We start from the raw sequence: 14,803 nt of genomic DNA on the forward strand, positions 1-14,803 counted from the left end.
GCGCACAAACAGACTGAGACAGCCCGGGCATTTCGCCCGGGCTGTTTTGTATTGGCTCAGGCTTTGGCGTGATCCAGGACGATCTTGCCGGCCGACTCTCCTTTCAGAAAGGCCTTGAGCGCCGAGTCCAGCTCCTTGCGTGCGATGTCCCGGGCGGATGCTTCCGTTTTCGCGCATTTCCAGTCGCCGGACAGCTTGTGCCAGACCGCGGCCTTGTCCGCCAGCGGTATTTCCACCGAATCCACGCCCAGCAGGTTAATGCCCCGCAGGATGAACGGCATCACCGTCGTGTTCAACTGCGCTCCCGCTACCAGGCCACAGATGGATACCGAGCCACCGGGCAGGATCTGCTTGAGCAGTTCCGCCAGGGGCGTGCCGCCCACGGTATCGATAGCATTGGCGAACACCGGCTTGAGCAGCGGCTTCTTCTCTTCCGCCAGCGCATCCCGGCCGAGGACCTCAGCTGCCCCCAGTTCTTTCAGGTCCGCCGCCTTGTCGGCCTTGCCACTGATGGCGACCACTTCAAACCCGAGATTCGACAGAATCTCCACCGCCACGGTACCCACGGCACCACTGGCACCGGACACCGCAACCCTGCCCTGCTCCGGCTTGGCACCCATGGTCAGCAACTTCTGGACACAGAGCCCGGCGGTCAGACCGGCGGTCCCGTAAATCATGGCCGTTCGGGCATCCCAGCCGTCGGGCATGGTGACGCACCAGTCCGCCGGCACCCGGATGTATTCGCCAAATCCACCGTCGGTATTCATGCCCAGATCGTAGCCGGTGACAATCACCTGGCTGCCAACCGCTGGCGTACCGGTGGCGGATTCAACGACTTCACCGGCCGCATCAATGCCGGGCGTATGGGGGAATTTCCGGGTCACTGCCTTGCTTCCGGAGGCCGACAGCGCATCCTTGTAATTCAGGGAGGAATGGCTGACCCGGATCAGGACGTCGCCTTCGGGCAGATCCGCCGTGTTCAGGGTCTGCTCGGCGCCCTGAAAGTCACCGTCATGATCTTCAACACGCCAGGCTTGGAATTCGGTATTACTTGTCATGATTGTCCCCCGTTTTCACTTGCTACTGGATTTTCTGATTCCGGAAGGCACTCAACACCTTCCAGACCGAATGTTCGAAAGCGGCGCTGGTGGCCAGGCCGAGTTTTTCAGGCAGGGTCCGTTTGCGCTGATAGGACACCGAGACTACGTCGCCACGGTCACAGGCATCGATAAGATATTCGTCGGAGGTTTTGATCTCGTCCACCAGTTTGACATCCAGCGCGCGCCGGCCAAACCAGATATCCCCGTTCGACACCGCCTGGATATCCACGTCCGGACGACGCTCACTGACATACTCCTTGAACAGGCCGTGAGTGTCTTCCAGGTCCTCCAGAAATTTCTGGCGCCCTTTCTCGGTATTCTCTCCAAACATGGTCAGCGTGCGCTTGTGCTCACCCGCCGTCAGCACTTCGAAATCCACCTCGTTTTTCTTCAGGAAACGGTGAAAGTTGGGAAGCTGGGCAACCACACCGATTGAGCCGAGAACCGCAAAGGGTGAGGCAATGATGCGGTCCGCCACACAGGCCATCATGTAGCCACCACTGGCGGCCACCTTGTCGACGCAGGCGGTCAGCGGAATGCCCTTGTTGCGGATACGATCCAGCTGGGCTGCCGCCAGACCATATGCATGCACCAGCCCGCCCCCGCTTTCCAGGCGAACAACAACTTCATCGGTTTCCGGGTTGGCCACGCTCAGCACGGCCGAAATGGAACGGCGCAGACTGTCTGTTTCGCTCGCCTTGATGTCGCCGTCGAAATCAATCACGTAGATTCTTGAGTGCTTGTCATCCTCCGCAGAGTCACCCTGCTTTCTGGCCTTTTTCTCCGCTTTTTCTTCCTTTTTCTTGCGCTTCTGCCAGGCCTTGCGCTCGTCCTGGGACATCAGACGCCCCTGGATGGATTCCTTCAGCTTGCGGTACTGCTCATTGAGCTTGCGGATTTTCAGCTCACCGTCCGGGGCGTGTTCATCACGGTCCTTCTGGGTTGCCGATACGATGATGGATATGACGACAACCGCCGCCACTACAAAGGTCGCTACCTTGGCCAGGAACAGGCCGTATTCTGCGAGAAATTCCAAGATGTCATCTCCACCGGATATTGTCGGAAAGCAACGAGTGTACCTTCTGAGCAGAGCCCTGATAAAGCGACGCTCAAAGTTAATTAAAACACTTGTTTGATTTTTCTTGACAGCGCCTGATGCTCCCCATAAAGTCAAACCAGATGTCGGCACAGCGCGGCGCCGTCAACATGCGAAGACAACCATCAAGTAAGGATAGACAATGTCTGTAGCCCAGGTATTCGAAAAACTCGAGCAGAATTTCAACCCGGACGCGGCACAAGGCCTTGACCTGGTTTTCCAGTTTGACATTGAAGACGACAAGACCTACCACCTCGTCATCAAGGACGGCACCTGCAAGCTTGAGGAAGGCCCTCACGATGACCCTTCGGTCACCCTGATCATGAATTCCGAAACGCTCCAGGGCATCGTCTCCGGCGAAACCGACGGCATGCAGGCATTCATGGCCGGACAGCTTCGCGCAGAAGGCGATATGATGCTGGCCACCAAGCTTGGTGAACTGTTCAATATGGGCTGACCCCTGCCCCATAAAAAAACCTGCGATTCGTCGCAGGTTTTTTTATGCCTGGAAGAAAGTCACGTCCGCCCCGGTTAAAGCCCGACGCCATCCAGGGAAGTTTCGGCAAGTTGCAGGAGGTCGGTATTCCGGTCTTCCCTCTTGCCCATGCTCTCTATGTAGTACTCCAGCGAGGTCAGTGCATCCGCCAGTGCCTCCAGAACCTGCTCTGACGGAGCCTCCCGGGCATCCAGAAGCTGTTCCTGAATCGAGCTGGCAATCCGTGCGATAACCCCGGCTGCCTGATCATCCCCGGTCAGATACAGGCCACCCCAGATACTGTGTAATGTCGCCGGCAGATTTGCCAGATGCAGCTTGTCGTAGTCAGACTCGATAAAGGCGGTAATGGCCCGTTTGGCCAGTGTCAGTGCGCTGCGCGCCTCATCCGCCACCACCCAGACGGCCTCCTGCAAATACAGAGAGCTGTCGCGCTTGCTATCAGGCTGGGCCAAGGCATCTGTTTCAGAGGTAATGCCCCGGTTAACCAGTTGCATCACGGCATCTTCAACACTCAGCACTGAAGACGCCAGCCGGTAAAGCTCATCCTCATCGGGCAAACGGTTGTCCTTCTCCCAGGAACGCAGCCGGGCGGCCTCCTCCCGGGCGATCGCTGCCAGCTTGCCCAGATCCAGCATCACCAGTGTGTTGGCAATCCGGCCCAGGCCGTCGGCAATAGGCGTCATTTCGGCAAGATCGGGCTCAATGCCCCGCTCGATGATATCCAGCTTGTCCTTGAGCAGGTTGAGCTCCTCCTGAAGGGCTTCAGACAGGGATTTCAGCACATCGGAACCCGGTCCATACAGTCGGCGGGCATGGGCTTCCATCATCGAATCCGGGAATTTCGACGGCGCCAGCTGGTAGCTGGACAGCACGTCAATAACCTCCGGATTGGCGGAGCCGCTGCGGTACAGCAGGTAAACCAGGTCACGGAATAACGATTGTGGCACCTCACGGGACTCAGAGCGTCGACCGATGTAGACCAGGTCCCGGGTGTATTTTTGGATGTCCATCAGCAGGCGCTTGCGGGCCCGGGTAAACCCCATGGCACGGTCTTCCATGGTGTTCGCCACGATGTTCAGCAGGCACCACAACTGGCCCATCTCGGTACCCTGGCACAGTCGGGCGAAGCCCCGGGCGGCCCGGGCGATCAGCTTTTTACTCACCACCTCGTTGCGGTCACGCAGAATGGCAAGCAGGGCAACCTGGAACGTCAGGCGCATTCTGCCTGCCAGTATCTCCTGCTCGGACTCACTGCCTTCCAGAGGCTTGAGGGAAACATTGGCGCAGTAATTGACGTTCTGCGCAGGCTCTATATCAAAAAACCAGGATTCCGGGTACGGCGGTTTGCCATGCGCCTCACGCAGTTCGTTCAGGGCTGGCAGCAGCAGTTCCGGATGGTCCTGGCGCTCCTGATGGTAGTACTCGATGTACCGGCGGAGGATGAAGAGCGCACTGTTCAGCGCGGTGAGCAGCGTGTTCTTTCGATCATCAGGGCTGTCCGGAAAATCGGTGGCAACATCCACCGCTTCCTGACTAAGGCGACTGGCGCCCTTGAGCTCGACCAGTATGAAGATACCCCGCAGCTGATTGAGGTAATCCACACAGTTCTGAAGATCGTCACTGCTGGTGCGGTTTTCCTGGAAGCGTTCGAGGCTGGACTCAGCCTGCTTGATGGTCTGCTCGATTTCACTCCTGACCAGATCAAACGAGTGTGATCTTGTTGCCAGAGACGGTTGAACCATAAACGCTTCCTGTTACTTTGCGGAAACTACCGCGTCCTGTTGATAATCCTTCTAACTTATAACATAAAATTCAACCGCCTCAAGAACCTCTGGCCGGAAATGCCGGAGACCCTGACCTGGTTCTCATTCCTTTCCGTCAAGCTTCGCCCATACGGTGTCACCGGCCTGCTCCGCCATCATTGAAAGGAAAGCGTCGTGCTCGCTGGCTTCCTCTTCGGTCGCCCGGATCACAGCCAGTGGTTCGCGCTGTTCGCTCACCCGACGAATACCAGAAGCGCCGCCACCCTCGGAACTGTTGCCATCCAGTGACAGTGCAGTCTGCCCACCGGTCAGCAGCAGGTAGACATCAGCAAGGATTTCGGCATCCAGCAGGGCCCCGTGCAACTCACGGTTGCTGTTGTCGACACCGTAACGTTTACACAGGGCATCCAGGCTGTTTTTCTGGCCCGGATGCTTGGCTCGGGCGATGGCCAGGGAATCCACAATGCCGCAATGATCGGCCGTGCGCCGCTTGGACTTGAGGCGGGCAAACTCCGAATCCATGAACCCGACGTCGAACGCCGCGTTGTGGATGACCAGTTCAGCGCCGTTAATGAATTCGAAAAACTCGTCAGCGATCTCGGCGAACTTGGGCTTATCGGCAAGGAACTCGTTGGTTATGCCGTGGACCGTGATCGCCTCGGCGTCCACCTCACGTTCCGGATTGATATAAACGTGATAGTTGCGCCCGGTCAGTTCACGCTCCATGACCTCGACACAGCCAATTTCGATGATGCGATGGCCATCATTGGGGTCAATACCGGTCGTCTCGGTATCCAGTACGATCTGTCTCATTGCACTCGTTCCGTTCAGTCTCTGTCCCGGCTGACTGGCATTCAGCCGGAAAGTTCGTCCACACCCCGATTGGCCAGCTCATCGGCCAGTTCGTTATCGGGGTTGCCGGAGTGGCCTTTGACCCAGTGCCAGTTGATGCTGTGACGGGCCACTTCCTGGTCCAGTTCCTGCCAGAGATCGGCATTCTTGACCGGCTTTCTGGCCGCTGTTTTCCAGCCATTGCGCTTCCAGCCTGCCATCCACTCGGTGATACCTTTGCGCACGTACTGTGAATCAGTGTAGAGCTCAACCTCACAGGCCCGGTTGAGCGTTCTCAGCCCCTGGATCGCGGCCATCAGTTCCATGCGGTTATTGGTGGTCTGCTTCTCACCGCCATGAAGGGTTTTGCAGGCGCCGCCGTAACGCAGCACGACGCCCCAGCCACCCGGCCCCGGATTGCCTTTGCAGGCCCCGTCCGTATACAACACTACTTTGCCTGCCATTCGTTCTCCCGGCCTGTGCGTTTCTGTCCTATTGCGTGCCCGGATGGTCCGGCACATCCTGTGGGAGCGCCAATGGTACCCGGTATCGGCAATACATTGGCCCGTCGCCAGGATCTGCGTTTCCCGATACGGGCAGGCACGCGTTTGCGGGCAAGGATACAGTAATAGGCGCCCACTGGCAGGAGGTTGGCGTTACATTTCCTTTTCGCCCTGCCGGGACCGGAACGGCGGTGCCGGCGCTGTAGCGGAAGGCTGCAGAAATGGGTGAATGAACTTTCCATTTCACAACCAAGCAACGTCAGCCAGTCCTCCATCCGCGAACGCATCAGGAAACGGCCGCCCCAGGGCCCCTGACGCTGGCGAGACAGCAGATGCCTGACACCCCAGAGGCTGAAAGGATTGAAGCCAATCAGGGCAATAACCCCTTCTCCCCGGAGCACACGTGCCGCCTCCCGCAGTACCTGATGCGGATAGGGCGAGAAATCGGCGGTGTGATGCAGAACCACCAGATCCATGGAGTCACCCGGGAAGGGCAGTTCGTCCGCGTCGCAGACGGCGGCACCGTCCGGCATGTTCGGGTGCCATGCCGGCGTGGTGATGATTTTCTGGGCAAAATCCGTCGAGGTTGCCAGCGGCAAACGGTGACTGACCCCCACCTGCAGCTGCCGCGCACCCGCCATCGCGCCCAGTTCGTGATCCAGCACTGCCCGCTGGCTGGCCAGCAACGACCGGCCCAGCGGGGTCTGGAACCATCTTTCGAAACTGTCATGACGGGCGGAATAGTCCACCGTTGGTTTTTTTTTCAAGCCGTTAGCCCTCAATTGGATACCGACTGACCAGCTGAACTTGATCCCCGTTCTTGGGACAGCGCGTCTGTTGCATTATCATAACAGGCACAATCAACGAGCACATGGGGTCTGCATGTTCAGTATTCATCCCGTTTCCGCCTTCTCCGACAACTACATATGGTGCCTTTGCGATTCCGAGTCCGGTACCGTACTGGTGGTGGATCCGGGCCAGGCCGAACCCGTTGAGCGGTTTCTCGAGGCCCGGGGCCTGACGCTGGACACCATTCTGGTCACTCACCATCATCCGGATCACACCGGCGGTATCCGCCACCTGGTGGAAGCCCATCCGGATACCCGGGTTGTCGGGCCGGCAGACTCCCCTTTCAAAGCGGTCGACCGCACCGTGCATCCCGGCGACCAGGTGGTCTGGCAGGGACTGACCTTTGACGTGATGGCGGTACCGGGGCACACTCTGGACCATATTGCCTACTTTGCCGCGGCCCGGGTTGAAGGGCGCCCGGTGCTTTTCTGCGGGGATACCCTGTTTGCCTGCGGCTGTGGCCGGCTGTTCGAGGGCACACCCGAACAGATGTACAATTCGCTGGCATCGCTGCGCGAGCTGCCCGGGGAAACCGCGGTCTACTGCGCCCATGAATATACCCTGGCCAACCTCCGTTTCTCCCGCCACTGGCTGCCGGATGACAAGGAGCTGGCCGCTTTCGAGGACCACTGTCTGGGCCTGAGGGAGAAAAATCAGCCAACCCTGCCCACCACCGTGGAGCAGGAACGGACCCTCAACCCGTTCCTGCGCTGGGACGACCCCGAGGTGATTCGCGCAGCCGAGACTTACAGCGCGGATCACAACCTGGAAACCGGGACCCCAGCACTGGTATTTGCCGCCGTGCGCCATGGCAAGGACAATTTCTAAACCCCCGTTCAATCACGCTATTCCGGAATCACTACCATGACGGTTAAACGACTTTGCTGGCTGCTGCTGTTCTCCATGCTGGTGTCAGCCTGCAGCCTTCTGCCCCGGGACAACGACACCGCCGATGCTGACCCGGTCGACTCAGACAAACTGGTGATCGCCACCGGCGATGATGAACTCAAAGCCTCCGTGGAATCCGGCGATGACAATCCTGAAGGGGAAAATACCCGCCTGGACGACGCCATTTCCCCGGAACTTCAGGCCCAGGCGGAAGACTCCCGACGTCGCCTTGAAAAGTCCCCGAAGCAGGCGGAAGCCAAAGCCGAAGACGCCGATCTCTGGGATCGCCTGCGCTCCGGTTTTGCCATGGACCATAGCGTCGACAATCCGCGGGTTCAGGCCCAGTTGAACTGGTATGTAAGACACCCCGGCTACATCGACCGGGTGGTGGAACGGGGCAGCCGGTACCTCTATCACATCATCGAGACCACCGAAGAACGTGGCCTGCCAGGCGAGTACGCCCTGCTGCCCATTGTGGAAAGTGCGTTTGATCCGTTTGCCTATTCCCATGGTCGTGCCGCCGGCCTGTGGCAGTTCATTCCCTCCACCGGCAAATACTTCGGGCTCACCCAGAGCTGGTGGCACGATGACCGCCGCGACGTGCTGGCCGCAACCGACGCGGCACTCACCTACCTTGAAAGGCTGGCAAACCGTTTCGATGGCGACTACATGCTGGCTCTGGCGGCCTACAATTCCGGTGGCGGCACGGTTTCAAGCGCCATGCGCCGCAACCGTAACGCCGGCAAGCCGACGGATTTCTGGTCTCTGTCACTGCCCCGGGAAACCCGGCACTACGGCCCCAAACTGATCGCACTGGCCAAGATCATCGATAACCCTGAGGCCTACGACATCGATCTGCCGTCCCTCAAGAACGAGCCCTATTTCGAAGTCGTTGAGACCGGCTCTCAGCTGGATCTCGCCCAGGCAGCCGATCTGGCGGGCGTTGACGTGGATGAAATCTATCTGCTGAACCCCTCCTACAACCGCTGGGCAACCAACCCGGACGGTCCACACCGTTTGCTGGTGCCCCGGGAAAACGCAGATACCTTCCGCGCCGCCCTGGCTGAATTCCCGGAGGGTGAGCGTGTGTCCTGGCGCAACTATTCCGTGCAGAGTGGTGACAGCCTGATCACGATTGCCCGCAAGTTCTCCACCACCCCCAGGGTGATTCAGCAGGTCAACAAACTGGATTCGGACCTGATCCGGATCGGCCAGCAACTGCTGATTCCATCTGCCAGCAAGGGCTCGGATGCCTATGCCCTCAGCCAGTCCCAGCGGGTTGAACGCATCCAGGACCGCAAACGCCAGGGCAGCAAGGTGCATTACCGGGTTCGCCGTGGCGATACCTTCTGGGACATTGCCCGTGAGCACCGGGTCACCGTTCGTCAGGTGGCTGCCTGGAATGGCATGGCGCCAGGGGACCCACTGATCCCGGGCAAGGAACTGGTGATCTGGTCGAAAACCCAGCAGGCCACCTCGTCGACAGCAGCCCGCAGCAGTGACGGCATGGTTCGCAAGGTGGGCTATCGGGTCCGCAGCGGCGATTCCCTGTCCGCCATCGCCAGCCGTTTTTCGGTCAATGTTGGCGACATCGCTTCATGGAACGATCTTAATACCGACCGTTATCTGCAACCCGGACAAAGTCTGGTACTCTACGTGGACATCAGAAACAGCCCCTAACGTTTGAGAACCATGACAAAAATCCGGAAAGCACCGTCTTTTCTGACCACCCTGCTCGGCGCTGCCTGCCTGGTTACCGCTTCAACGGTAACCCAGGCCGACAGTCAGGGTGGTGACGCTCCCGCAGCCTCCCATGGCATCGCCATGCACGGCGAACTCAAGTATCCCCGGGACTTCCGGCACTTCGATTACGTCAATCCGGACGCCCCCAAGAACGGCACCCTTCGGGTTTCAGAGGTCTCAAACGGCTTCGACAGCTTCAACCCGTTCGTGGTCCGGGGTGTATCAGCCAGCGGGATCGGCAACTATGTCTACGACACGCTCATGGTCCCCTCCGACGACGAGCCTTTCTCCGAATACGGTCTGATCGCCGAAAGCGTCGAGGTCCCGGATGACCGCAGTTATATCGTCTTCAATCTCCGCCCGGAGGCCCGGTTCCAGGACGGCGAGCCGATCACCGCGTCGGATGTGGAATTCTCGTTCCGGATACTGACCACCGAGGGGCATCCGTTCTACCGCAACTATTACGCAAACGTGGACGAAGTCACCGTTGAGGGGCCACACCGGATCCGTTTCGATTTCGACGTGTCCGGCAACCGTGAACTTCCGCTGATTCTTGGCCAGTTGCCGGTACTGCCGGAACACGACTGGCAGGACCGTGATTTTGAGTCCAGCGGTCTGGCGGTGCCCGTGGGCAGCGGCCCCTATCGTATTGCCAACTTTGAGGCCGGCCGCTCAGTCACTTACGAGCGGGTCGACGACTACTGGGCCGAAGATCTGCCGGTGCGTAAAGGCCGATTCAACTTCCAGCGTATTGAATACGAGTACTATAACGACGACACCGTCGCCCTGGAGGCGTTCAAAGCCGGTAATTTCGATTACCGCCGCGAATTCTCCGCCAAGAACTGGGCCACCGCCTATACCGGTAACGCCTTCGATGAAGGCCGGATCACCAAGGCCGCCATCGAGCATCACCGCCCGATGGGCATGCAGGGATTTGCCTTCAATACTCGCCGGAAAGTATTTCAGGAGCCGCTGGTGCGCCAGGCTCTGGCCTATGGTTTTGACTTCCGCTGGGCCAACACCAACCTGTTCTACGGTCAATACTCCCGTACCACCAGTTATTTCGAGAACAGCGAACTGGCCTCCTCGGGATTGCCCGAAGGACGGGAACTTGAGCTCCTCGAACCGTTCCGTGATCAACTGCCCGACGCCGTATTCAACAGCGAATACACGCCACCGGATACCAGCAAAGACACCAGTATGCGCGACAACCTGCGCACCGCGCTGACCCTTTTGCGCAAGGCCGGTTACCGTATTCAGGACGGGCGCATGGTCAACACCGACACCGGAGCGCCGCTGGCGTTCGAAATCCTGCTGTTCCAGAAAAGTTTTGAACGGGTTGTTCTGCCCTTCAAACAGAACCTGGCCAAGCTCGGCATTGATGTCACAGTGCGTCTGGTGGACAGCAACCAGTATGTCCAGCGTGTACGCAACTTCGACTACGACATGATCACCCAGCGCATCCCCCAGTCGGACTCGCCCGGCAACGAACAGCGCAGCTTCTGGCATTCGGACAACGTCGATGTAACCGGCTCCCGGAACTACATGGGTGTCAGTGATCCGGTCGTGGATGAACTGGTGGAGATGGTCATCCAGGCGCCGGACCGCAAAGCACTTGTAGAGCGCACGCGAGCCCTGGACCGCGTCCTGCTCCACGGCCATTATGTGATCCCCCACTGGTATCTGGCCAAAGACAGAGTGGCGTACTGGAACAAGCTGCAGCGCCCGGAAACCACACCCAAGAATGGCGTTGATATCGACAACTGGTGGATCAACCCCTGATCCCGGCAAGACGACCGTAAAGGAAGGATTCCGCCTGGATGGGCATCTACATACTCCGACGCCTGGCATTGATCATCCCCACGCTGGTGGGAATCATGCTGCTGAACTTCATCATTGTGCAGGCAGCGCCCGGTGGGCCGGTTGAACAGTTGATCGCCGAGATGGAGGGGCATGGCGGCAGCGCCCTTGCCCGGGCCAGCGGTGGCGACACCGGCGGGGAGGTGGCCAGCGGTTCCGGCGACAGCCGGGGCTCCCGCGGGCTACCTCCGGAAATGCTCGAAGACATCGAAGAGATGTACGGCTTTGACATGCCCGCCCACGAACGTTTCCTGAAGATGCTGGGCGACTACGCCACTTTCGATTTCGGCGACTCCTTCTTCCGTGACCGAAGCGTGGTGGAGCTGATCATCGACAAGATGCCGGTCTCCATCTCTCTGGGGCTCTGGTCCACCCTGATCATCTACCTGATTTCCATTCCGCTGGGCGTCCGGAAGGCGGTGACCGACGGCTCCCGCTTCGATGTCTGGACCAGTTCAGCCATTGTCGTGGGTTATGCGATCCCCGGGTTTCTGTTCGCCATCCTGCTGATCGTTCTGTTCGCCGGCGGCAGCTATTTTGACTGGTTCCCGCTCCGGGGCCTCACCTCCCCCGACTTCGAACAGATGACCTGGTACCAGAAGGCCGGGGATTATTTCTGGCATCTGGCGCTGCCCGTCACCGCCAACGTCATCGGCGGCTTCGCCACCCTGACCCTGCTGACCAAGAACTCCTTCCTGGACGAGATCAGCAAACAGTATGTGGTCACGGCCAGGGCCAAAGGGCTGGAGGAAAAACAGGTGCTTTACGGCCATGTCTTCCGCAATGCGATGCTGATCGTTATTGCCAGCCTGCCGGGGGTTCTGGTGTCTCTGTTCTTCACCGGATCCCTGCTAATTGAAGTGATCTTCTCACTGGACGGCCTTGGTTTGCTGGGGTTTGAAGCTGCACTCAACCGGGACTACCCGGTCATTTTCGGCACGCTCTACATCTTCACGCTGATGGGGCTGATACTGAAGCTGATCAGCGACATCACCTATGTCCTGGTGGACCCGCGCATCGACTTTGAAAGCCGGGAGGGCGCATGATCCGGGCCCAGCTTACCCCGATCCAGCAGCGACGCCTGGCGAACTTCCGTAGTAACCGGCGAGGGTTCTGGTCACTGTGGCTGTTTCTGCTACTGTTCGGGCTGTCACTGGGTGCCGAGTTGATCGCCAATGACCGCCCGCTCGTGGTGTCGTACCAGGGCAACTGGTACTTTCCCGTGGTCCAGACGGTTCCGGAGGAAACCTTTGGCGGCTTTCTGCCCACCGAGGCCGACTACCGGGATGAATTCATTGCCGATGAAATCCGGGCCAACGGCTGGATGGTATGGCCGCCGATTCGCTTCAGCTACGACACCATAAACTACGACCTCAACGTGCCCTCACCAGCCCCGCCCAGTGCGGTTAACTGGCTGGGCACCGATGACCAGGGCCGGGACGTCATGGCCCGGGTAATCTACGGGTTCCGCATTTCTGTGCTCTTCGGCCTCACCCTCACGCTGGCCAGTTGTGTGGTCGGCATCATCGTGGGCGCGGTCCAGGGCTATTACGGCGGCAAGGTCGATCTGCTCGGCCAGCGCTTCATCGAGGTCTGGTCCGGCCTGCCCATGCTCTACCTGCTGATCATTCTCTCTTCCATCGTCCAGCCGAACTTCTGGTGGCTGCTTGGGATTATGCTGCTGTTCAGCTGGATGGGGCTGGTGGATGTGGTCAGGGCGGAGTTCCTGCGCGCCCGAAACTTCGAGTATGTCAAAGCCGCCAGGGCCCTGGGCCTGGACAACCGTCGGATCATGTTCCGGCATATCCTGCCCAATGCCATGGTAGCCACCCTCACCTTCCTGCCGTTCATTCTCACCGGCGCCATTACCGGCCTGACCTCGCTGGATTTCCTGGGCTTTGGCCTACCCTCGGGGTCGCCGTCGCTGGGCGAACTCATCGCCCAGGGCAAGGCCAATCTGCATGCGCCCTGGCTGGGCATCTCGGCGTTTGTCTCCCTGGCCCTGATGCTGACACTGCTGGTGTTTGTGGGTGAATCGGTTCGCGATGCCTTTGACCCCAGGAAGAACTGATATGACCGATCTGCTGACCGTCCGTGACCTGACCATCGGGTTTGATGACAAACCGGCTGTCGTCGAGCAGTTGTCCTTCTCCGTCGGGGCCGGCGAAACCGTGGCGCTGGTTGGTGAGAGCGGTTCCGGCAAGTCGGTCTCTGCCCTGTCGGTGCTGAGGCTGCTGGATGAGCGACACGCCCGCTACCCCTCTGGCAGCATTCATTATCAGGGTGAAAACCTGCTGCAGGCCGGAGAAAAACGCCTGCGCCAGATCCGGGGCTGGAAGATCAGCATGATCTTCCAGGAACCGATGACATCGCTCAACCCGCTGCATACGGTTGAAAAGCAGATCAGCGAAACCCTGGAGTTACACAAGGGGTTGCGAGGCCCGAAAGCCCGCCAGCGCTGTATCGAGCTGCTGAATCTGGTGGGCATTCCCGAGCCCGAACGCCGGCTGAAGAGTTATCCCCATCAACTGTCGGGAGGCCAGAAACAACGGGTCATGATCGCCATGGCCCTGGCCAACGACCCGGAGCTGTTGATTGCCGACGAGCCCACCACGGCTCTTGATGTGACGGTACAGAAACAGGTACTGGAACTGCTGCGCTCGCTGCAGAAGAAACTGGGCATGGCCATGCTTCTGATTACCCATGATCTGGGGCTGGTGCGCCGCTATGCAGACCGGGTCGTGGTCATGGAGCACGGCAGAAAGGTTGAGGAAGGCGTAACCGGAGATCTGTTCAGCGCGCCGAGCCATCCCTACACCCGCAAGCTCATTGATGCCGAGCCTCCCGAGCAGCCCCCCGGTCTGTCGGAGAATAGTGAACCGCTTCTTGAAGTCCGGGACCTGTCCGTCAATTTCGTATTGCGCCGCTCGCTTTTCGGCCGGCCACGGGAACAGTTCCACGCGGTACGACAGGTCAGTTTCCAGGTACGGCCCGGGGAAACCCTTGGCATCGTCGGAGAAAGCGGCAGTGGTAAAACGACCATCGGCCATGCCCTGCTGAAACTGGCGCCGGCCACCGGACACATCCGCTTTGCCGGGACCGATCTCGGCCCGATGAGCCAGAAGGACTTCCGCCCCTGGCGCCGGCGGGTGCAGATCGTGTTCCAGGATCCGTTCGGCAGCCTGAGTCCGCGCATGTCAATTGAGGAAATCGTACGTGAGGGGCTGGAAATCCATGATCCGGAACATCGGGCGCAGCATCGGGACAGGGTGATTCAGGCGCTGACGGATGTTGGTCTGGACCCACAAGCCCGGCACCGTTACCCTCACGAGTTCTCCGGCGGCCAGCGCCAACGCATCGCCATTGCCCGTGCTCTGGTGCTGCAACCGGAACTGATCATACTGGACGAGCCCACGTCGGCCCTGGACCGGACCGTCCAGAAGCAGGTGATTGAACTGTTACGCAGCCTTCAGCAGCAATATCGGCTAAGCTACGTGTTCATCAGCCATGATCTGGCGGTCGTGCGCGCCCTCAGCCATCAGTTGCTGGTGTTGCAGGATGGCCAGGTGGTGGAATACGGGGAAGCGTCGGGGATCTTCAACACCCCGGAAAATACCTACACCCGGGAGCTGCTGCAGGCCGCTCTGTTCTACCAGACTACGACCAATTGACCG

General features: G+C 59.4%; 13 protein-coding genes. 7 read left to right on the top strand and 6 right to left on the bottom strand.

Features of this window, described 5'->3' with window-relative positions; all coding sequences use genetic code 11:
• Window positions 1–56: 56 nt before the first annotated feature.
• Together HNR38_RS05440 and sohB are read right to left on the bottom strand one after the other, a co-directional pair.
• Complete coding sequence (locus HNR38_RS05440; RefSeq protein WP_183700558.1) at window positions 57–1,058, bottom strand: YhdH/YhfP family quinone oxidoreductase; 1,002 nt, start codon at window positions 1,056–1,058, stop codon at window positions 57–59.
• 22 nt (window positions 1,059–1,080) lie between these two features.
• Window positions 1,081–2,136 (bottom strand): protease SohB, encoded by a 1,056-nt coding sequence (gene sohB, locus HNR38_RS05445; protein WP_183700559.1) that lies wholly within the window; start codon window positions 2,134–2,136, stop codon window positions 1,081–1,083.
• A 202-nt stretch (window positions 2,137–2,338) separates the two neighbouring features.
• Between sohB and HNR38_RS05450 the strand changes: the two genes are divergently transcribed.
• On the top strand, window positions 2,339–2,653 hold the full coding sequence (locus HNR38_RS05450; RefSeq protein ID WP_183700562.1) for an SCP2 sterol-binding domain-containing protein: 315 nt from the start codon (window positions 2,339–2,341) through the stop codon (window positions 2,651–2,653).
• Between the two features lie 74 nt (window positions 2,654–2,727).
• Here the strand turns inward: HNR38_RS05450 and HNR38_RS05455 are convergent, their stop codons facing one another.
• The 4 genes from HNR38_RS05455 to HNR38_RS05470 all read right to left on the bottom strand — a co-directional run bounded on the left by HNR38_RS05455 (window position 2,728) and on the right by HNR38_RS05470 (window position 6,556).
• A complete protein-coding gene (locus tag HNR38_RS05455; protein WP_183700564.1) occupies window positions 2,728–4,434 on the bottom strand; it encodes a FimL-related protein in 1,707 nt (568 codons plus the stop codon).
• A gap of 123 nt (window positions 4,435–4,557) precedes the next feature.
• On the bottom strand, window positions 4,558–5,268 hold the full coding sequence (dnaQ, locus tag HNR38_RS05460; protein ID WP_183700566.1) for a DNA polymerase III subunit epsilon: 711 nt from the start codon (window positions 5,266–5,268) through the stop codon (window positions 4,558–4,560).
• 41 nt (window positions 5,269–5,309) lie between these two features.
• Window positions 5,310–5,750, bottom strand: coding sequence for a ribonuclease HI (gene rnhA, locus HNR38_RS05465; protein WP_183700568.1), 441 nt, complete (start codon window positions 5,748–5,750; stop codon window positions 5,310–5,312).
• A complete protein-coding gene (locus tag HNR38_RS05470; protein WP_183700570.1) occupies window positions 5,735–6,556 on the bottom strand; it encodes a class I SAM-dependent methyltransferase in 822 nt (273 codons plus the stop codon). The genes rnhA and HNR38_RS05470 overlap by 16 nt, the downstream gene beginning before the upstream one ends.
• A gap of 115 nt (window positions 6,557–6,671) precedes the next feature.
• Between HNR38_RS05470 and gloB the strand changes: the two genes are divergently transcribed.
• Genes gloB through HNR38_RS05500 form a run of 6 tightly spaced genes read left to right on the top strand, consistent with a single transcriptional unit; the run spans window position 6,672 to window position 14,800 of the window.
• Window positions 6,672–7,466 carry a hydroxyacylglutathione hydrolase gene (gene gloB / locus HNR38_RS05475; protein ID WP_183700572.1) on the top strand — a complete coding sequence of 265 codons (795 nt, stop codon included), beginning with the start codon at window positions 6,672–6,674 and terminating at the stop codon, window positions 7,464–7,466.
• Window positions 7,467–7,502: 36 nt separating this feature from the next.
• Window positions 7,503–9,206: a lytic transglycosylase gene (locus HNR38_RS05480; protein ID WP_183700574.1), complete on the top strand. Its 1,704-nt coding sequence runs from the start codon at window positions 7,503–7,505 to the stop codon at window positions 9,204–9,206.
• 12 nt (window positions 9,207–9,218) lie between these two features.
• Window positions 9,219–11,051, top strand: a complete 1,833-nt coding sequence (locus HNR38_RS05485; protein WP_183700576.1) for an extracellular solute-binding protein — start codon at window positions 9,219–9,221, stop codon at window positions 11,049–11,051.
• A 38-nt stretch (window positions 11,052–11,089) separates the two neighbouring features.
• Complete coding sequence (locus tag HNR38_RS05490) at window positions 11,090–12,175, top strand: microcin C ABC transporter permease YejB (protein WP_183700578.1); 1,086 nt, start codon at window positions 11,090–11,092, stop codon at window positions 12,173–12,175.
• The gene (locus tag HNR38_RS05495) at window positions 12,172–13,200 is read left to right on the top strand and encodes an ABC transporter permease (protein ID WP_183700580.1); all 1,029 of its coding nucleotides are present in this window, start codon (window positions 12,172–12,174) and stop codon (window positions 13,198–13,200) included. Before HNR38_RS05490 ends, HNR38_RS05495 begins: the two co-directional genes overlap by 4 nt.
• Window position 13,201: 1 nt before the next feature.
• Window positions 13,202–14,800: an ABC transporter ATP-binding protein gene (locus tag HNR38_RS05500; RefSeq protein WP_183700582.1), complete on the top strand. Its 1,599-nt coding sequence runs from the start codon at window positions 13,202–13,204 to the stop codon at window positions 14,798–14,800.
• Window positions 14,801–14,803 lie beyond the last annotated feature (3 nt).

It is taken from the genome of Marinobacter oulmenensis (assembly GCF_014201735.1).
Classification (GTDB): domain Bacteria; phylum Pseudomonadota; class Gammaproteobacteria; order Pseudomonadales; family Oleiphilaceae; genus Marinobacter; species Marinobacter oulmenensis.